At 42.6% G+C, this 19,435-nt stretch carries 22 protein-coding genes; 7 read left to right on the top strand and 15 right to left on the bottom strand.

The window, feature by feature from the left end; genetic code table 11:
- Positions 1–5 precede the first annotated feature (5 nt).
- The 5 genes from A5877_RS02500 to A5877_RS02520 all read left to right on the top strand — a co-directional run bounded on the left by A5877_RS02500 (position 6) and on the right by A5877_RS02520 (position 4,360).
- Positions 6–722 (top strand): ABC transporter ATP-binding protein, encoded by a 717-nt coding sequence (locus A5877_RS02500; RefSeq protein WP_086316294.1) that lies wholly within the window; start codon positions 6–8, stop codon positions 720–722.
- The gene (locus A5877_RS02505; RefSeq protein ID WP_005235239.1) at positions 719–2,206 is read left to right on the top strand and encodes an NAD(P)/FAD-dependent oxidoreductase; all 1,488 of its coding nucleotides are present in this window, start codon (positions 719–721) and stop codon (positions 2,204–2,206) included. Before A5877_RS02500 ends, A5877_RS02505 begins: the two co-directional genes overlap by 4 nt.
- Positions 2,196–3,119 (top strand): phytoene/squalene synthase family protein, encoded by a 924-nt coding sequence (locus A5877_RS02510; RefSeq protein ID WP_008378577.1) that lies wholly within the window; start codon positions 2,196–2,198, stop codon positions 3,117–3,119. Before A5877_RS02505 ends, A5877_RS02510 begins: the two co-directional genes overlap by 11 nt.
- Positions 3,120–3,121: 2 nt before the next feature.
- Entirely contained in the window at positions 3,122–3,682 is a 561-nt protein-coding gene (locus A5877_RS02515) for a TetR/AcrR family transcriptional regulator (protein ID WP_010747950.1), read from the top strand.
- A 99-nt stretch (positions 3,683–3,781) separates the two neighbouring features.
- A complete protein-coding gene (locus A5877_RS02520) occupies positions 3,782–4,360 on the top strand; it encodes a TMEM175 family protein (protein WP_034872253.1) in 579 nt (192 codons plus the stop codon).
- A gap of 106 nt (positions 4,361–4,466) precedes the next feature.
- On the opposite strand, the gene A5877_RS02525 is transcribed toward A5877_RS02520, so the two are convergent.
- The 10 genes from A5877_RS02525 to A5877_RS02570 all read right to left on the bottom strand — a co-directional run bounded on the left by A5877_RS02525 (position 4,467) and on the right by A5877_RS02570 (position 14,204).
- Complete coding sequence (locus tag A5877_RS02525) at positions 4,467–5,471, bottom strand: sugar kinase (protein WP_086316295.1); 1,005 nt, start codon at positions 5,469–5,471, stop codon at positions 4,467–4,469.
- Between the two features lie 9 nt (positions 5,472–5,480).
- Positions 5,481–6,230 (bottom strand): KDGP aldolase family protein, encoded by a 750-nt coding sequence (locus A5877_RS02530; protein WP_086316296.1) that lies wholly within the window; start codon positions 6,228–6,230, stop codon positions 5,481–5,483.
- On the bottom strand, positions 6,227–7,333 hold the full coding sequence (locus A5877_RS02535) for a DgaE family pyridoxal phosphate-dependent ammonia lyase (protein WP_008378592.1): 1,107 nt from the start codon (positions 7,331–7,333) through the stop codon (positions 6,227–6,229). The genes A5877_RS02530 and A5877_RS02535 overlap by 4 nt, the downstream gene beginning before the upstream one ends.
- Complete coding sequence (locus A5877_RS02540) at positions 7,317–8,429, bottom strand: amidohydrolase/deacetylase family metallohydrolase (RefSeq protein ID WP_016613420.1); 1,113 nt, start codon at positions 8,427–8,429, stop codon at positions 7,317–7,319. Before A5877_RS02540 ends, A5877_RS02535 begins: the two co-directional genes overlap by 17 nt.
- Before the next feature lie 4 nt (positions 8,430–8,433).
- Complete coding sequence (locus A5877_RS02545; RefSeq protein ID WP_074535646.1) at positions 8,434–9,528, bottom strand: DUF871 domain-containing protein; 1,095 nt, start codon at positions 9,526–9,528, stop codon at positions 8,434–8,436.
- Position 9,529: 1 nt separating this feature from the next.
- Positions 9,530–9,781 carry a hypothetical protein gene (locus A5877_RS02550; protein WP_086316297.1) on the bottom strand — a complete coding sequence of 84 codons (252 nt, stop codon included), beginning with the start codon at positions 9,779–9,781 and terminating at the stop codon, positions 9,530–9,532.
- A 28-nt stretch (positions 9,782–9,809) separates the two neighbouring features.
- Entirely contained in the window at positions 9,810–11,108 is a 1,299-nt protein-coding gene (locus A5877_RS02555) for a PTS sugar transporter subunit IIC (protein WP_005225702.1), read from the bottom strand.
- A 140-nt stretch (positions 11,109–11,248) separates the two neighbouring features.
- Positions 11,249–11,494 (bottom strand): hypothetical protein, encoded by a 246-nt coding sequence (locus tag A5877_RS02560; protein WP_086316298.1) that lies wholly within the window; start codon positions 11,492–11,494, stop codon positions 11,249–11,251.
- Position 11,495: 1 nt separating this feature from the next.
- Positions 11,496–12,800: a PTS sugar transporter subunit IIC gene (locus A5877_RS02565; protein WP_086316299.1), complete on the bottom strand. Its 1,305-nt coding sequence runs from the start codon at positions 12,798–12,800 to the stop codon at positions 11,496–11,498.
- Between the two features lie 12 nt (positions 12,801–12,812).
- Positions 12,813–14,204: a glycoside hydrolase family 1 protein gene (locus tag A5877_RS02570; protein ID WP_086316300.1), complete on the bottom strand. Its 1,392-nt coding sequence runs from the start codon at positions 14,202–14,204 to the stop codon at positions 12,813–12,815.
- 171 nt (positions 14,205–14,375) lie between these two features.
- On the opposite strand from A5877_RS02570, the gene A5877_RS02575 reads away from it, so the two are divergent.
- Positions 14,376–15,146: a MurR/RpiR family transcriptional regulator gene (locus tag A5877_RS02575; RefSeq protein WP_086299339.1), complete on the top strand. Its 771-nt coding sequence runs from the start codon at positions 14,376–14,378 to the stop codon at positions 15,144–15,146.
- Between the two features lie 24 nt (positions 15,147–15,170).
- On the opposite strand, the gene A5877_RS02580 is transcribed toward A5877_RS02575, so the two are convergent.
- Together A5877_RS02580 and A5877_RS02585 are read right to left on the bottom strand one after the other, a co-directional pair.
- Positions 15,171–15,908: a MurR/RpiR family transcriptional regulator gene (locus A5877_RS02580; protein WP_086316301.1), complete on the bottom strand. Its 738-nt coding sequence runs from the start codon at positions 15,906–15,908 to the stop codon at positions 15,171–15,173.
- Positions 15,909–15,922: 14 nt separating this feature from the next.
- On the bottom strand, positions 15,923–16,426 hold the full coding sequence (locus A5877_RS02585; protein WP_086316302.1) for a GNAT family N-acetyltransferase: 504 nt from the start codon (positions 16,424–16,426) through the stop codon (positions 15,923–15,925).
- Positions 16,427–16,594: 168 nt separating this feature from the next.
- On the opposite strand from A5877_RS02585, the gene A5877_RS02595 reads away from it, so the two are divergent.
- Complete coding sequence (locus A5877_RS02595) at positions 16,595–16,861, top strand: hypothetical protein (protein WP_233499042.1); 267 nt, start codon at positions 16,595–16,597, stop codon at positions 16,859–16,861.
- 114 nt (positions 16,862–16,975) lie between these two features.
- On the opposite strand, the gene A5877_RS17125 is transcribed toward A5877_RS02595, so the two are convergent.
- The 3 genes from A5877_RS17125 to A5877_RS02605 form a co-directional block, all read right to left on the bottom strand.
- Positions 16,976–17,146 (bottom strand): hypothetical protein, encoded by a 171-nt coding sequence (locus A5877_RS17125; RefSeq protein WP_005235207.1) that lies wholly within the window; start codon positions 17,144–17,146, stop codon positions 16,976–16,978.
- A gap of 131 nt (positions 17,147–17,277) precedes the next feature.
- Entirely contained in the window at positions 17,278–18,153 is an 876-nt protein-coding gene (locus A5877_RS02600) for a cation diffusion facilitator family transporter (RefSeq protein ID WP_086316303.1), read from the bottom strand.
- Between the two features lie 200 nt (positions 18,154–18,353).
- A complete protein-coding gene (locus A5877_RS02605; RefSeq protein ID WP_008378613.1) occupies positions 18,354–19,379 on the bottom strand; it encodes an NAD(P)/FAD-dependent oxidoreductase in 1,026 nt (341 codons plus the stop codon).
- Positions 19,380–19,435 lie beyond the last annotated feature (56 nt).

The following is a 19,435-nucleotide window of genomic DNA, read 5'->3' on the forward strand; positions in this document are numbered from 1 at the left end:
AAAACATGAGTGCCATTGAATTCAAACAAGTCAAAAAATCATTTAAAGATGGGGACGCGACGATTGAAGCCTTGAAAGAAACCAACTTTTCGGTAGAAAAAGGCGAATTTGTCGCCATCATCGGTCCTTCCGGCTCTGGGAAAAGTACCTTTCTGACGATTGCCGGTGGTCTACAAGCTCCCTCTGAAGGCGAAGTATTTATCAATGACGAACCTTTTAGTAAACAAAAAGAAAAGCAACGGGCAAAAACTCGTTTCAAAAAGATCGGCTTTATTTTACAAGCTTCCAACCTTGTCCCTTTTTTGACGGTCAAAAAGCAACTTCAATTGGTGGATAAGGTCAGCAAAGAACCCCAAGAGCAATCAGCTACTGAATTGTTTGAACAACTAGGGATTGAAAAGCTGCAGAACAAATACCCCGATGAACTATCTGGTGGTGAAAGGCAGCGTGTGGCTATTGCCCGAGCGCTCTATCATGATCCCACCATCATTTTGGCAGATGAACCAACGGCGAGTCTTGATTCAAAAAAAGCCGTCGAAGTCGTCAAAATCTTAGCAAAAGAAACCAAAGAAAAACAAAAAGCCACCATTATGGTGACCCATGATACCCGTTTGACAGATTATTGTGATCGGGTCTTCGTCATGAAGGATGGCGTTTTAGAAGAAAAAGAACACACGAAAGAAGAAGCCGAATCAAGTGATTCGCAGAAGGAGCAAGCATGAAAAAAATTATTGTTGTCGGTGCGGGCGTGTCAGGATTAGCTGCTGCTGTCCGTTTGCAAAAACTTGGCTATGACGTCACCCTCTACGAAAAAGAAGGTCAACCTGGGGGCAAAATGAATCAGATCAAGGAAAACGGCTTTACCTTTGATGTGGGACCCACCATCGTGATGATGCCTGAAATTTATCGTGAAGTGTTTGAATTTGCTGGCGTTGATCCGAATGACTATATTCCTATGGAGAAAGTCGATCCGATGCTGCAGCTGTATTTTGCTCAAGACGAACCGCTGACCTTCTCAAACGACTTAGTAGAATTGACCAAAACGCTAGAAGCGATCTCGGAAGAAGATGCTCAAGGCTATTTTGCCTTTTTAGCAGATATTTACAAACGCTATGTGATCGCCAAAGAGTCCTTCATCACCAAGTCGTTTCGGACATGGCGAGACTTTTACAATCCCAAATCATTATGGGCAGGGTTAAAGCTGCGAACGTTTAGTGACGCCTACTCTTCCATTTCTAAATTTGTCAAAGATGATCGCCTGCGAAAATCATTAGCGTTTCAAACCTTGTATATCGGTGTCTCCCCTTACCAAGGGCCGTCCCTTTATACCATCATCCCTATGATCGAGTTGATGTATGGGGTCTATTTCATCAAAGGCGGCATGTATACATTAGCCACTGGTATGGCACGTTTGTTCCAAGAATTAGGCGGAACGATCCATTACAATACCCCAATCGATGAATTATTGATCGAAAACAAGCAAACCAAAGGCGTTCGTGTCAATGGAGAAACGATCACCGCAGATGCCGTGATTTGTGCGGCTGATTTTCCTTATGCTATGGAAAGCTTGATTCCTGATGAATCAAAACGCGGCAAATACACCAATCAAAAAATCGCTTCGATGGATTACTCTTGTTCTTGTTTCTTGCTTTATTTAGGACTGGACAAAAAATATGAAGATAGCGCACTCCATAGCATTTATTTTGCCAATGATTTCAAACGCAATGTAGACGATCTTTTCGAGGCTGGCAAGCTGCCAGAAGATCCATCCTTCTACTTGTATCGTCCAACCCTGAAAGATGCTTCCTTAGCACCTGATGGTCAAGAAGGTCTTTATGTTTTAGTCCCAGTACCTGAATTATCTAAATTTGATCAATGGACGGATGAAACGATTCAAAGCTACCGCCAGCAGATCATTGGATTATTAAAAGAAAAAACGATCTTTACGGATATCGATGAACACATCGTGTATGAAAAAATGTATACGCCAGATACGTTCAATGATCGGTTCAATGCCTACAACGGTGCGACATTTGGCTTGAAACCAACCTTGGCGCAAAGCAATTACTATCGTCCCCATAATAAATTTGATTATGCAGAAGGCCTATACTTCTGCGGCAGCAGTACGCATCCGGGAGCGGGTGTGCCAATCGTGATGCAAAGTGCCAAGTTAGCTGTGGAGGAGTTGTTAAAAGATGACCGTTAAATCATTAAGCGTCTTTGATGAATACGACAACGATTTTTTATACTGTGAGGCCATCATAAAAAAGCATTCGAAAAACTTTCATACCGCCTTTTCTCAATTGCCAAAAGACAAAGCACGCGCCGTCTATGCCGTCTACGCCTTTTGCCGACGTGCCGATGATGCCGTCGATGAAAAGCATGACCCATTGTTGATCGAAGCCATGAAAAAACGCTTGGAAGAAATACAAGAACTATTAACCGGCGATGCGATCGACTTGCCGCAAGCCATCAAGGAAGAAGATCCTGATGAAGCCATTTGGCGGGCATTGACCCTTTCTTTCCAACAGTTTGACCTACAGTTTCAACCCTTTTTCGATCTATTGGTGGGACAAAAACAAGACCTTGACTTCCAGCAGCCCACCTCTGAAAAAGAGCTTTCCGACTATAGTTACTACGTAGCCGGCAGTGTGGGTCTGATGCTCTTGCCGATTCTCTCACAAACAGCCGCTGCGATTCAAGAGCCCGCCATAAAATTGGGTGAAGCGATGCAACGCACCAATATTTTACGTGATATTGGCGAGGATCTGCGAATGGGCCGCATCTATTTGCCACAAACGGTCTTGGCGCAATTCAACCTTTCGCGAGAGGCATTAGCAGCTGGCAATCAAAACCAGCAGTTTATCGAGATGTGGGAACACGAAGCGCAACTTGCTGAGACGCTTTATCAGGAATCTTTTGTCATGATGCCGCAAATCGATGAAGATTGCCGTGAAGCTCTATTAGCAGCTGCTTTGATCTATCGGGAAATCTTGACTGTGATCCGCAAAAACAACTATCAAGTATTTGCTGAAAAAACAGCGGTACCGAAACAACGGAAAATCCAACTTTTGTTTACCGCGAAAAAAATGCTTCGTCAGGAACGTTGGGAGGGCTGACTTTGAACTTGCGAGAAAAAATATTACGAGTCGCAGAAAACCTGTTTATGCAGCAGGGGTATCAAGCAACTTCTACTAGACAGATCGCAGAAGCCGTCGGCATCACCCAACCCAATCTTTATTATCACTTCAAAGGCAAAGAAGCCATCTATTATGAAGTGATGGTCTCTTTGGCACAAGAGGTTTCTGGAAAATTAAATCAGACTGTTGAAGATACTTCCTTGACGATCTCTGAAAAAATCTTAAACATGTTTCTTTTTTTAAGAAGTCGGCATCGCATCAATTTTTATATGATGATGCACGACATTCAGCATACCGTTTCTGAGGACACTTCAAAAAAACTGTACTTGCTTTGGCGGAAAAATTACAAAGAACCGTTTCTTGACTTGTTTCGTCGCAGTGATTCCAATCTCCGTTCGGATGTCGACCCAGAATTTGTCACCAGTCAGTTGTTAGTACTGATGGCGGCTCATTTGGACTCACCAGAAAAAGAAGACAAGATGCCAGAAGCGATCGATTTGTTTTTATTCGGTGCACTAGGCAATGGGCCAATTGCGAAATAGCTGGAACGTTGGCTTTTGTCCCGAGAATAATCATTCGACGAATTTCTGACAATCGCGTACACTGATCCAGTAAACAGAAACTTAAAAGGATGGATGTACATGTCAAAAAATCGAATCGAAGCCTTTACGGATGCGGTCATTGCGATCGTAATGACCTTATTAGTATTGGAATTGCACCAGCCCGAAGGCGATACCTTTGCTTCTTTTTTAGGAGTGGAACAGCAATTTATTATTTATTTGATCAGCTTTGTGATGTTAGCGATCTACTGGAACAATCACCATCATCTATTTCAAGTAGTATCTAAAATCGACGGTTGGACCTTGTGGGCGAATCATTTATTGATCCTGGCACTAACCCTCTTTCCTTTTGTAACGTCATGGGTCAGTCGTTATCCAGTCGCTCTTGCCCCTCAACTGCTTTACGGAGCTGTCATTTTATTGACGGATTTCAGCTATTTCCTTGTAGGAAAGTCCTTGGTGCGTGCCAACCCTGACAATCAAGCCATCGTAGAACTGTTTCGCGGATACAAGAAACTCTACTTTACGTTGTTTATCAACGTGCTGGCATTGCTCCTCGGCTGGCTGGTCCATCCACTACTTATCATCACGCTGGATAGTCTCGTGCTATTGTTGTGGGTGATCCCTGAGAAAAAAGTAGAAACCTTTTTAAAACAATAAAAACACTTGCGTCCTTCTCCTGATGGATAACTGCGCAAAAGCAGAACAATCGGCTGCTTTTGCGCAATCATCCATCGCTTTTAGGAGAAGGATGCAAGTGTTTTTTCTAGCGAATCAAGTCTTTCCCTGGTGCCTGTAAGACTTGTTCCACTTGTTCTTTGGTGGTTAAGGGGACATCTCCCAGCATCGTATGAGCCAATACAGCATTCGTGATTGCAAAATCAGCGGTGCGTTGGAGCGACCATTTTTCGGCATAGCCTAATAATACACCAGCGGCATAGGCATCCCCTGCCCCGATCCGATCCAAGACTTGCAGCAGCTGCGGTGCCGTTTCATAGGCATCCTGCGCCGTAATGATTCTTCCACTGATAAACTGCTTGTCTTCCACGGATAGACGGCGTGTCCCGCAGAACCATTCTAGTTGATACTGGTCAATAAAGGATTGGATCAACGCAAGCTCGGCGCCTTCTGTTTCCTCTAAGGGATATGCCAGCAGCTCCTCCAAGTCACGGACAGAGCCGAAAACTAGATCACAATAAGGTAGAATCGTTTCATACCGTTGTTTTAGTACCTCCCGATTTAATTCTTCATTCAAGCTTGGGCGGAAGTTAAAATCAAAGCAGACGCGAATCTGCTTTACATGGGCCTGTTTCGCCAAAGCCAATGCAGTTTGCCAGGTTCTCTCAGTCAAACTAAGAGAGATCCCGCAAATATGAATGAGATTGACTGTTTCTAGAAATCCATCGATGGCATATTCTTCTGGACCTGAAACGCCAAAGGAACTATGATGGCGATTTTGATAAGTCACGTAAGTCGGACGAGCGCCGTAGCCGATCTCGGCGAAATAACTGCCGATATGGCTGTATTTTTTGCCAACAAATGCTGTTTGAATCCCATAGGAACGCAAGCTGGCTTTCGCCGTATCCCCTAAACGGTTGGCTGGCACTTGTGTCAGCATCGAGGTGGTCAAGCCGAAATGCGCCAAATTGCCTAACAGATTGACCCCTGTTCCTGTAAAATCCATCCGCAAAGAGTGGGTCTGTTCCAGTGTTCGATATTCTGGTGGCGTCAATCGCATCATTACCTCACCGTAAGCACCGATCCGCATCATTGATCCCCCCTATTTGGCTGCTGCCAACACCTTTTTCGTCATTTCTGCTAATTTCTGTACATCTTCAGGGCGTGTGTCCCCTGTTTCGCCATCGATGATCGAGCTGTAAATATGTGGAATGACTTTTTTCACTCCTGCATCAACAGCGATCTGCAAGATTTCTTCAAAGTTTTCTAAATCGATGCCGCCGGTCGGTTCCAAATAAAAATCATTCGCAGCACAAGCCTCTGCTACTGCTTGATACTCTGCTTTATGAGCCAACCCTTTCATTGGAAAATACTTGATAGAACTAGCCCCCATATCTTTTAATAAAGCGATCGCTGTTTCGACGGGGACTTCTGCAGCTGGAGTTTGTGAACTCAATGGTCCAGTAGCAATATTGACATAGCCGACTTTTCCCGTTGGTGAAACAAGGGCATTGACGATCGTTTCAGATTGTCCTAGCAAAGCTCGTGAGGTCCCCGCTCCCGTGAACACTTGGTTAACATGCTGTGGCTGTAGAACAGCGGAAATTCGGGAGACCATTTCACTTTGGTTGGGGTCGCCAGCACCAAGTCCAACAGAAAGGGCATTATTTGTTGCCGCTTGATAGGTTTTCATGTCAACGATGGCTGCCTCATCGCTAGCATAATTTTTTGATAAAACACCTAGGACGATGTTGCCCTCTGCTGCTTCATAACAAGCTTTCGCATTTTCAATAGAGTTTGCTAACACATTCAGACAGACACGGTCAGCGAAATAATTGGGTGAAGTTTTCATTTTTGGGTTGCTCCTAACATAATTTCTTGTAAGCGATCGGTGATCACTGCCATTTCTTGTTCATTGACTGCTCGGATATCAAATTCAATAATGCCGTTATTGGCTTGGTATTCACGGGTATAAATCGCTGGTTCTCCCGCTTTTAGCGCGTCGATCACTGCTTTGGCACTTGGTTCTTTCACTTTGACACTCGCTCGATAAATGTCTCTGCCGGCGCTGTCTTGAACGATTTTTGCTTCGAAACCAGTGATTTCATTGATTGCCGCAATAAATGGTTGTAGGCGCTCTTGCATCGAAGCGCCAGATTCTGTTCCCTCCGCTAGATAATCCGTCACGGCTTGGGTAAATCCGAGAATATTGTCTTTACCGATTTTCATTGCTCGACCAATACCTTTGGATTGCAGGCGCACCCAAGAGACATAGGGCTGCTTGCCGATCACTAAGCCAGCACTTGGTCCTGACAGTGCTTTCGCACCTGAATAGATCACTAAATCAGCACCTGCTTGGGTATAGGCAAACAAATCTTCCTCAGCAGCCGCATCAACGATCAATGGAAGATCGTGTGCCTTGGCAACTTGGGCCGTTTCTGCTACCGTCAGCATACTTTTTTGAACGGTATGATGACTCTTTATGTAGAGGATCCCCGCCGTTTCGGGCGTAATCATCTGTTCAATGTGCTCGGGTGTGCACATATTGGCATAGCCTGCTTCTACGACTTTTCCGCCGCCTTGCGCCACCATCACTTCCACCGGTGTGCCATAATCTACGTTGTGGCCTTTGGGCAAAATGATCTCCCGCTTGCTGATTTTCTCACTATATGGGTGGTACAAATGATAGCTGTCTCCTTGACCGATGAGTGCCGCCACTGATTGGGCGATTCCCGCCGAAGCGGAAGAAACGATTTGCGCATCTTCCGTTTTCAACAATTTTGCTAAATAGGCACCGGTTTTTTCTGCTAGATCTGCCATTTCAAAGAAATGCTCCCCGCCATAGCGCTGGGCTGCAAGCACGCCTTCGCTGACTTTCGAGACACCTAGAATCGTCATTTTGCCAGAAGCATTGATGACTTCTTTCAAGCCTAGTTCTTCAATATTCAGTGTCAAAAAGTTCCCCTCCTATCACCGCTTTTTGCGGCACGATCTGTTGTGTCGTGATTCGGCGATTGCCGTTAGAATCCGTCAATTCCTTTTCGCCCTCTTCAAAGCGGAAAATCGTAAAATCAGCATCATATCCCAATGCGATCTCGCCTTTGTTCTGTAAATGAAATTGCTTCGCAGGGGCACTGGTCACCTTCTCTATGATCTCACGCCAATCATACCCTACGACCGCTAATTTTTCCATAGTCGTCGCTAAATCAAAAACAGGTCCATTGGTACGATTGCGGATGTAGATATCCGTACTAATGGAAGAAGCCTTTAGCTGATTGGCAAAGGCCGTCTCCGCCACATCAAAATTGAAACTGTCTGTCCCATGACCAATATCGAAGACCAAGCCTTTTTCATAGGCAGCAAAGACGAAAGGCTTGATGGTTTGGTTCGTCTGATCCAAAATCCCATTGGCTTTGCCGTTAAAGCAATGGGTCACCACATCACCTGCTTCCAATTCAGCGAGAATCTCTGCTAAATTCGGTGGTGCTGAACCAATATGGACCATCAGAGGCAACGGTTGATTTTCAGCTTGGATCGCTTTGGCTAATTTCAACGGCGTGATGCCATTTTCGCCGATCACCGTTTTACTCATTCGGGCTTTGATCCCGACGATAAAGTCAGGAAACTTCTGCAGCGCTTCTTTGACCAATTCTTTTTTGACTTTTGACAGATCCGCAAGTTCATCCTGCTCTACGATGCCCCATTTGGAAATGTTGACTAAAGCAAAGACATTGGTTTTGGCTTCTTTGGCTAAATCATAAAACCGATGGATATTTTCGGCGCCAGTCGTCCCCGCATCAATAACGGTCGTGACGCCTTGTTTGACACCGATCTCGTCTGGATAATCATAATAGAGCGTCATTTCCTCGAAACAATGGACATGGTCATCGATCCAACCAGCTGACAAGAACTCCCCTTCTGCTAAGGTCAGCTCTTGTTTCGCCTGCTCCTGCAACGTGGGTGCCAGAGCAGTGATTTTGCCGTCTTGAATCCCAATATCAAATACTTCTTCATCGATCGTGCGGGCTTGACGAATAATCAAATCAAACATTTCGTTACACCTTCCTCTCTGTGAAAGTGAATTTCGACCAAGGATGGATAAAGGGCAGCAGAACTAACTCTTGTTCGACGATCGAACCGATTTTATTTTTTCGTGGATCTGAGTGAGGCTCTAGCACGACTTGCAGCTCGTTTTTGTACTTGCCAAAACGATCATTGCCAATCACAACGTCCCCTCGTTGAAAGACGCCTTCGTGGTCATGGACAGGATTGTCATGGTTCTTATACTTTTTACGAACTTCTGTGGAACGGATCATCCGATCGGTGATGTCGCCTCGACGGTAATGCTGCTCGTCCAGGGCGATTTGGCGTTCAACTTCATTGATTTCAGGCACAAATTCAATCGCAAATGCGGTCTGGTAGCGATCAATCGCTCCTAGTGCCGCCAATTCTGCTTCCGAAGCATAAGCATTGCCGATAATGACATCATCAATCAAGCCTGTGGCAAACAAATGCTTTGCGGCAGTTTCTACAGGCATTCTTCGGTGCATTTCTAAGGTCGGTAAGCCATCATTGATATCCCAAGGTCCGATCGTTCCCGTTTGAGAAGAGATAAATGCGGCGGTTCGAATGCCTTTTTCCTTGAAACGACGACTGCATTTTTCAAAGAAATCATAGGGCAAGGCAGTCCCTTCTTGCGGATAGAAATTGTGGCAGCCGTATAAGTAAGGAATGTTGGCTTGATAGGTCAAAATATTGTCTAAATACGCCACATCATTGCTCATATTCAATTCAACAGCTAAGCCAAAGGGATTGTAGGTCAACATCGCTTCTTTATTGCCGTCAAAGCCTAAATCTAAACGAATCCCATCGGCACCTAGTTCATGGAAAAAGGTCAAGTCATCATAGGAGATGCCTAGTTCCGAAAAGATGGCTGGTGCCACGTCTAAAATCGTTTCATAGCCTAATCCTTTGGCAAAATCAATCAACGCTTTAAACTTTTTCTGCACGTTTTCTTTGCCGTCACTCACTTCCAGCATACTCATAAAAATGCGGCTAAAGCCATAATCATGGGCTAATTGCAGATAGGCTTTGTCTGTTTCAAAATCACTGTGATCGGGATACACCGATACTCCTAGTTGTCTTTTCAACTTATCTCATCCTCATTTCTTCATAAAAAGTAGTAAAACGTGTCAGTAAAAGCGAACTGCAAACAATCGTCGCCGTTATCGTCAAAAATGGTCCCCACGGAAACTGACGGCTCAGTAGGATCGCTGCAGCAACGCCAAGAATCCCGAACAAAAGCATCCGCCAAAACGGCACTTCTTTAATTTTTTTCCCTTGTGTTGATTTTGTTAACCAAATTTGACAACCAAAAAATAAACAAATGGCATAAATCCCCATGTTTGCACCTCACTCTTTTTTGTCTTGCTTAAGCGGCAGTTTCTTCTTCTTGTTCGCGGGCAATCTGCTGTTTCTCAAAGACTTTAAAGAATGGGTAGTAGATTGCGAGTGTAATAAAGAAGTTGACGATCACTAAAATCGCTGCTGCGATACTCCAGTCCGTACTCATCCAGGCGGCGATTGGTGCTGGAATGGCAAAACCAAGTCTGGCAGCCATCATCGGTACGACACCCGTAATGGTCGCGAAGTAAGAAATCGTTGTCGTAATCAATGGTGCCACCAAGAACGGAATGCCTAAGATTGGGTTCATTACGATCGGTGCACCGAAAATCACTGGTTCATTGATATTGAATAAGCCTGGCAAGATGGATAAACGGCCCAATTGTTTCAAGTATTTTGATTTGGAGAAGAAGAACAAAACGACCAACGCTAAGGTCGTACCGGCTCCACCGATCCATACGAACCATTGTAAAAATTGTTCTGTAAAAATATTAGGCAATTCATGCGCATTGCCAGATGCTTGGAAGGCTTCCATATTTTCAGCAATGGAAATATCCCAAAATGGACGAATGACAGGACCCATGATGGCTGGTCCATGAATCCCCAGTACCCAGAAGAAACAGATCAAGAAGACAGTCAATAAACCACCAAACAAGCTGTTACCCGCTAGCACGTCTTTTAACGGCATCAACAAATTACTTAAAAAGCCATTGATATCAAAACCAAGCATATGACGGATCACCCAGAATAAAATCAGGATCGCTCCACCGGGAATCAACGCCATGAATGAATTCGTCACTTCTGGCGGCACGCCATCTGGCATTTTGATGGTGATGTTTTTTACGATAAAGAAACGATAGATTTCAACGGACAAGATTGCCGTAACGATCGCGCCAAACAAAGAGCCGGAGCCTAGGTTGGCCACATTGATATAACGTCCGGCATCAATGATACCTTCCACAGAATCAAAGACTCGCAACGGTGGTGCAGCGGTTACAAGAAAGGACATCGTTGCTAAAATACCCGCAGTCAATGAATCCAGCTTGTAGCTTTTGGCTAGCGATGAAGCAATCCCATACGTTGCATATAATGCCAATAATCCGACTGTATAACGAAATGGAATATCCAAAACTTCCCGATACGGTTCGATCACCGCAGCGACCGATTCAATGGGGAAATTCAGCAAAATCGTAAAGAACGACCCAACGATCGTTAATGGTAAAGTAGCGATGATCCCCTTTCGAATCGCTACCATGTGCCGTTGCATCCCCACTTTATTTGCAATCGGCATCAATTTCTGTTCAATAAATTCTACAAACCCTTTCATAATTGCCTCCTTAGTTTATAACATTATAATGTTTATACAAGGATAATAGCACAGAGGATCTGGGTTCGTAAATAGTTTTTTAAACAGTAGATAGAATAATCTTTTCGCAATAACATTTCCTACAATAACCATCAAGCGTCCTATCGTTGTCCTTTCGGTCGATACTGATACATAAATCGATTTTGGATGACGGTACAATTGATAATAAGTAACAAAATGAAAACTGGTGCCAAAGGAGTGCGGATCAACAAGAAAAACAAACTGAGTAAGAAAAGTAAGGAAACAAGTAATAGTTTCCAAAAAGCCAGCGTGATTTTGGCATTATTTTTTTCTAAAAGAAGATGGGTCAGAAAAATCAAGAGCAAACAACTCACTACTTGAACCATTCTACTCACCTTCTTTAGCTGTTTCTAGCTCTTGCGCCACTTGAAGTTTCTCAAATGCTTTAAAGAATGGATAGTAAATCGCTAATGAAACGAAGAAACAGACGAAGACCATCAAACAAGCAACCCAATTCCAATTTGAGGTAATCAATGCGCCAAGAGGTGCGGGAATCGAAAATGGTGGTTTGACCATCATCTTAGGAATCCAATCCAAAGCGGTAACGATATAGACTAAGATAGTATTAGCGATTGGCACAAGAATAAACGGAATTGCCAACAGTGGATTCATCACAATTGGCGTCCCAAAGATCATCGGTTCATTAATATTAAAAATCCCTGGTAAAATGGAAAGACGCCCCAATTGTTTTAAATAGTTTGAACGAGAGAACATAAACAAAACAACCAATGCAAGCGTTGATCCAGTACCACCCATTTGCGCATACCATTGATAAAATTGTTCGGTAAAAAGATTTGGTAGATCAAAGGCAGACATACCGTTTTGGAATAATTCCGCATTTTCTAAAATTGCTTGATCCCAAAATGGACGAATGATGGGTCCTAAAACGGCATGGCCATGAATACCCAATACCCAGAAAACGCAGATAACAAATTGTGTGATGATTCCGCCAACCAAATTATTGCCTGTTAAGAAACCTTTTAAAGGAGAGATGGCGATCGTCAGTAATCCATTTAAATCGAAGCCGAAAAAGTGGCGCGGAATCCAAAAGACTAAGATAACCAGCAAGGTTGGTAGGAGTGCCGCAAAGGATTCGCCTACAACAGGCGGTACGCCTTCTGGCATCTTGATTTCCAAGTTTTTTGCTTTTGTAAAATGATAAATCTCTACTGAAACTAGCGCCGCAATGATCGCACCGAATAATCCTTGTGATCCAAGTGAAGCGATGGGTAAATACCTTCCTGCAAGTACGGCATCTCCTGTCGTGCTGATGCCTTCCGCCAAATTGATTGGAACGACCATTAAAATCGTCGCTAACATGGATAAAAACCCACTTGTTATTCGATCGAGTTTGTAACTAGCACCTAAGTTGGAGCCGATCGTAAATGAGGCATAAAGAGACATTAACCCCACCGTAAATCGAAAAGGTATGTCAAGTGCCGGTAAATAAGGAGCGACCCATTCGGTATAACCAGGAATCGGCAAATTTAAAATAATGGTGAAAAAAGAGCCAACGATCGTGAGCGGCAAAATAGAAATCAACCCATTTCGAATTGCCTGCAAGTGCCGCTGCTGTCCAATAGCATTGGCAATCGGTAATAACTTCATTGCAACCGAGTCTAAAACTTTCATTATAAAACCCTCCTAAAATTCGTTTGAAAAACCATTTCTTTGAATCACTTCTTTAAACCATAGACCAGACTTTTTCATCGTTTTTTCTCCCGTTTCTAAATCCAGACGATAAAAGCCATAGCGATTTTTGAACGCATTCTGCCAACTCCAACAGTCCACAAATGTCCACATATGATACCCCAGACAGTTACTCCCCTCCATCATTGCTTGATGAAGCTTAATTAAATGCTCTTTTAAAAAAGCAATTCGGTAGTTGTCTTGCACTTGCCCCCCTTCGATAAATGTTTCTTCTCCCTGAATCCCGATGCCATTTTCTGAAACAAACCAATCAATATTCCCATATTCTAACTGGATTTTTTTAGCGATATCATACAAGCCATGAGGATAAATCTCAATCCCCCTTGAAGTATTCATTCTTCTGCCAGGCATCTCGTAATCATCGTAAAACCATTCTGGTGAGAAAACTCCCTCGGGATTAGGCAAAAATTCTTTGGCTTTCACTCGCCGTGGACGGTAATAATTGATCCCTAACAGATCAATCGTTGTTTCAGCAATCAAAGCAAGATCTTGTTCTTCCATTCGTGGCATTTGGTCGTAGCGCGTTAAAATAGCCTTTAACTCCTGTGGGTAACGACCCTTTAAAATCGCTTCATTAAGCGAGCGAGTATAGAAGAGGTCTGCCATTTCCGCTGCTTTTAAGTCGGCAGGATGCTGGCTTCTTGGGTAAACTGGGATCACATCCATGATGATACCGATTTTTCCTTGATAAGTTCCTTGTCGAAAGACCTTAACTGCCTCACAGTGAGCAAGGATGATATGGTGAAGTACTTGTGCCGCCCGTTTAAAATCTACTACATAAGGATAGTGTCGGTCATGCAAATAGCCGGCTTCTGCTGGAATCATCGGCTCATTAAAGGTAAACCAGTACGCAACTTTCTCATGAAATAGATCAAAACAAATTTTCGCATACGCCCGATACGCTTCGATGACCTCACGATTTTCAAATCCGCCGATTTCTTGTAATTTCATTGGCATGTCAAAGTGATAAAGATTGATAAACGGTTTGATGCCTCTTTGATTTAACCCATCAAGCATTCTGGTATAAAAGTCAACAGCTTCTGGATTAACTTCCCCTATACCTTCGGGAATAAGACGTGACCAAGAGATCGAAGTCCGAAAAGAATTAAAAGAAAGTGCCGCCATTCGATCCAAATCCGCTTCCATTTCCTGATAAAACCTTGATGTATGTTCTGTTGTAACTCCTTCAAAAAACCGATGGTTATAGTTTTTTGATGCATAATCCCAAATGTTTTCTCCTTTATTGTCTCCAGCTATCGTTCCTTCTGATTGTGTCGCACTCGTTGCTGCACCCCAGAAAAAGTCCTTCGAAAAATTATACTCCATGTCGCCCTCCTACAATTCCTTTTTTACTAAGCGAAGCATCCGCTTACATTATTGAACAACGAAAGTATAGCATGAAGTAAAATCAATATAATGTTATAATCCTAAATAGAGAACGTTTTCATCCCTTGTCATTTGTTCCACAAAAAAAACACTTTGTTACGGAGGTGCATCATGCTTTTTCTTGACTACAATCCTGAACTTACTGCACTAGAATACGAGGTTTACCGATTTGTATCAAAAAACTTGGCTTCAGTGTCTAAAATGAAGATGAAAGAACTTGCCAAAGAGACTCATACCAGTACTGCTAGTATTAGCCGCTTTTGCAAGAAATTTGAATGTGATACGTTTACCGAATTTAAGATCAATTTGCGCTTTTACTTAGATTCTCTCGTAAAATCCAAAATATCCGATAGTGATGAATCTCAAACAATTGATTTCTTAAAGCGAGTAAACCAGCCCTTTTTATCTGAGAGAATCAATCGAGCAACAGAGATTCTTAAGAACAAAAGCTTCGTTCTATTTATTGGATCAGGCTTATCTGAAACGATTGCGGAATATGGCGCACTCTATTTTACTGACTTGGGAAAAACGGCATTAAAAGTTGACGATCCCTCAAATTATCCTATCGACTGGTTTCCAGAAGACATATTGTGCAAAACCGGTATCATTGTTTTGTCGATTTCTGGGGAAACACAAGAAATGATTCGATACTTACAAAAGTTAAATCAAAAAGATTGTCAGATTATTGCCATCACGAATACCGAAGATTCAACCATCAGCCAGTTATCCGACTTGACGGTGCCCTATTACATCGAAAGAGAGACCATTTTTAAAGCCAGTCAGAAAAAAGAGAAAACCATTGAACTGACTTCTCAACTACCAGCAATCTATTTAATTGAAAAAATTGCCAAAAGAATACGCCTATCAGAAGAACTTCTCTGATAGACGCAGGTAGTTTCATTTTATTCAGCGATCTTCACAATCTGTAACTAAATCAAATAAAAGTTCCACCAAATAAATGGCTGGAATTTGTGAGGACAATGAATCAGCTTCTTGATTATCGGAATAATAATAAGCAAAATTTCGCTCAGATAGTTTAGCAATTGACGTTGTTGAACGATTTGTCAGTGAAATGGTTGAAATTCCAGCGAGGCTACATTCAGTGATCAAAGATTCAAGGAATGGATCGGCGCCTTTATTAGAAAAGACCAGCAACGTGGTTTCGCTACTTAAGGTTCGCCAAACGGATTTAATCGATGTTGCTTCTTCCTCTACGCTCACGATCTTATCTAAACGTGTAAACTTTTGTTGAGCATAGCTCAAAGCAAGTGTCGATTCCCTATCACTGGCTAAGATCAAAAGTTTTGCTTTACTTATTCGTTTGGCGATCGTTAATAATGTTTCTCGATAGAAGGATTCATCCATACGTTCAAAAAAATAGTGCAGGGCTTTTTTATCTTGTTTGAATAATCGATCAGTCTTTCCTTGTTTCTGTAACGTCTTTTTCAATTTGATTTTAAATTCTGAAAAACCTTCGCAATCAAATTTTCGACAAAACCGCAGAACAGTCGTTGAGCTAGTTTTTGTTGTATCAGCCAGTTCACGGATAGACATCGAACAGACTTCTGCTTGCTGATTTAAAACATATTGAAATAGTTGCCATTCTTTCTTACTGAACGACTTATTCTTGGCAGTGAGTTCCATTCGTTTTCTCCTTGTTACGCCCCTTCGTCTCCAGCAATCTTCTTCTCATAAATAAAATCATCCATAACAAATCCCGAACCAATCGTAACGGTGCGTTCAGAAACGCGTTCAAAGCCGCGATGTTCATAAACAGCGATCGCCTGCTGATTTTGTTTGTTGACGTTTAAATGCAACGTTTTGCCTGAGGCGATTTCCTCATACCAATCAAAGACTTGGCTGGCATAGCCTTTGCCTCTAGTGGATTGGTGGAGATACAATTTACTTAAATAAATCTGCTGCGGCGTTTCTTCATACGCTGTATACCCCACTGCTTGGTTACCTTCCATTAGTAAAAGATAGACGGCTCCTTGCTGGACTTCGTTTTGAATCGCTGCTGGTGATTGATAATGAGCCAGCATATACGCGACTTGATCCGAACCAATGATTGGTGTAAACACTTCTGGCCAGATTTCTTTGATCAAACGATCCAACGTTTGGAAGTCTTCTGGTGATTGAATGATTTTTTGTGTAATTGCCATAAGAATCCCTTCTCTCTGTTGCTGTGCGAAACAGAAACTCGCTTATAAATATCTCTATTATAAGGGAAGAACCAAAAAAAGAAAGGGCACGTTGAATAAAGATCCCTAAAAGTTTCAAAAGATGGTAAACTAGAAGTGAAAAAATAGCTACAAAAAGGAGGTAGCAATATGATGCAACTCTTACAACTACTTTTATTGGCAATCATTTTTGTTTCTTTCTTCATGGTGTTGATTGGATGGGTTTTATCGATGACCAATGGCTCGATCTTTTCTCGTTCTCCTCAGCAATTTAAAGCACACGCTCATGATCCTAACTATGAAAAAGAACGACAAGCAGGCAAGCGCTTGAAAGAGATTATATTTCGACGCATTATTCCTTTAGGAATAGCCTCTTTGCTCGTCTATGAATTAACCGCACTATTAAACGTCCTTTAAAAGTTTTTAAAAAGACTTGAACGAATCAAAAAATAACCGGCATCTTTTCCTGTTGATCAATGCTCCTTTCGCTTTCGCTGTGGGGAACATCAATGCATAAGATGCCGGTTTTTTTTATTTGCTTACTGCTGCTTTAGAGGCTTGAACTTTTTTCAGTAAAGCGAAGAGGACTTGGCTATCATCGATAGCCGCAATATATTGTTGGCAAATTGCCATCATTTCTGTTTCATCCATTTTATCTAAAGAAATAACTAATTCATTTTCTACTACCTGCTTATTATTCATAGGGCTCCCTACTTTCTTCCTTTGTTACCTCTAGTTTGCCATGAATGAGCAGGTTCCGTAAGAACTTTTCAGTTTACAAACAGGAAACGGGTGGTTTACATCCTTGTCCTACCAAGGTTTTGCCAGAAAATTTATTCGGTAGCTGGCTCAATGTGGATGTCGGTATCAAACACCTGAAAATGATCAGCTAAGAGATCTTCAATAGCATCTGCCACGTTATGACTCTTTTCAACCGTCAAAGATTTGTCCATCGTCACGACGACATCGAGAAAAACATTGGCACCATACATTCTTCCTCGAATCGATTTAACAGATTTCACTTCAGAAAAACCAGCGATTGCCGCTTCATACTCCACGACTAACGATTCATCAAACCCATCAGAAAGTGAAAAGGCACTCTCGCGAAAAATGTCAACGGCGGTTTTGATAATCAAAAGAGCTACCACGATCGCAGTCAAACTGTCTAACCAACCGATACCAAATGAGGCGGCAAAAATAGCGATCGCCGTTCCAATACTCGTCCACGCATCGCTGCGGTTGTCTTTAGCAGCTGCTAGCAAAGCGGAGCTTTTTACGCGAGCGGATAATCGCTTATTGTAGTAATACATACTATACATCAAAATAGCTGAAATGATACCGACGACTGCCGCAATCATATCGGGACTTTGCGTTTCACCGAGTAGAATCGTTTGAATGGAGGACCATAAAACCTGCAGACCGACCGCCAGCATAATCAAGGATGTTACGAGACTCGCCACATTTTCTGCTTTCCAATGACCATATTTATGGTCTTCATCTGCTGGCTTTTGAGCCAAACGCAAACCGATCAAAACAGCGATAGAAGCTACGATATCCGTCGCATTGTTTAATCCATCCGCCCATAATCCTTCAGAGTTTGCCAAACGACCAATAACTAGTTTGGCGATGGAAACAAAAATGTAGGCAACGATACTTAAGATAGCGCCTCTTTCTGCTTGTTTTAATTCTGCATATCTTGTTTGATTCATGTCATCCCCTCCAATTAGTCAACTTGAAAATAATAGCTGAAATTTTCATCAATTGCATCATTTATTTGAGAGATTTTATTTTTTAGGAGTGGCAAACATTCACTTCTAGTGAAACGAATTTCTGTTCTGAGGCTACCAAAAAAACAGGACTCCCAAGGGAATCCTGTTTTTTGCTTTTTTTCTTTCACAAAGAATCGCTGCTACTCGTTCACCAGCAGCTGTCGATTTCTTTCACTGAATTTCTCATTATGGGAAGAAACCATCGCCTGTGGGACACTGGTCGGCTCTAAATAGTGTTTGATTTGGTTGACTGCTTGCGCAGCATCTTGAAAGGCGCCTGCCAAAAGATTCACTTTGCCTTTGAAGTAATGGATGTCACCAGCTGCAAACACACCGGGATGGCTAGTTTTTGTGGGGATCTCGCAATTGAGATAAAAATCTTCATGACGTGCGAGATCAAAGGAAACTTTATCTAACAAGGCACTGTCCCGGTCATAGCCATGTTGGATCAACAAATGATCGCATAAAAAATCGATCGTTTCTTGGTTAGCACTGTCTTTTAATCTTAGAACCATATTGAAGGTTTCGGCTTGATTCACCCCGTCAATCGTGTGATTCATCAGCACTTGAATCCCTTCTGCTTTCATCTTCTTTACTTGTGCTTCATGGGCCTTCAATTTCTCGCCCCGATAACAAAGCGAAACTTTTGCCCCATAAGACGCCGCTTCAATCGCATAATCAACTGCTGCATCCCCGCCGCCAGAGATCACAAGATGTTTGCCTTGGATCGCTTGCTGGTCAGGAAACTGATAGTGGATATAGTTGTCGACATTATTATGGATGAAACAAGGCAATTTTTGCGGAGAAACGACACCGCCGCCAATACAAACTAAAACGGTGCGTCCAACATGGGTCCTCCCTTGGTCATCCACTGCATAAAAAAGATCGTCTTCCTTGGTCAATTCGATGATTTTCGTTTTCAGATAGATCGTTGGATCAAACAACTTAGCCTGTTCAATCAAGTGTTCTTTGACTTTCTTCCCCTTGGTTGGCGGCAATGCACCCACATCCCAGACCATTTTTTCAGGATAAAAATTGATCTTCCCGCCTAATTCGGCTTGTGCTTCAAACAATACGACCGATAGATCACGTAATCCAGCATAAAAACTCGCATAGAGCCCCGTGGGCCCTCCTCCGATAATCAGAACATCTGCTATAGTGGTCATTGGCTAGCCTCTCTCTCATAAATGAAAATCATTCTCAATTAGTTAGTTCGATTATA

The sequence above is a fragment of the Enterococcus sp. 3C7_DIV0644 genome, from assembly GCF_002141235.1.
Classification (GTDB): domain Bacteria; phylum Bacillota; class Bacilli; order Lactobacillales; family Enterococcaceae; genus Enterococcus_D; species Enterococcus_D entomosocium.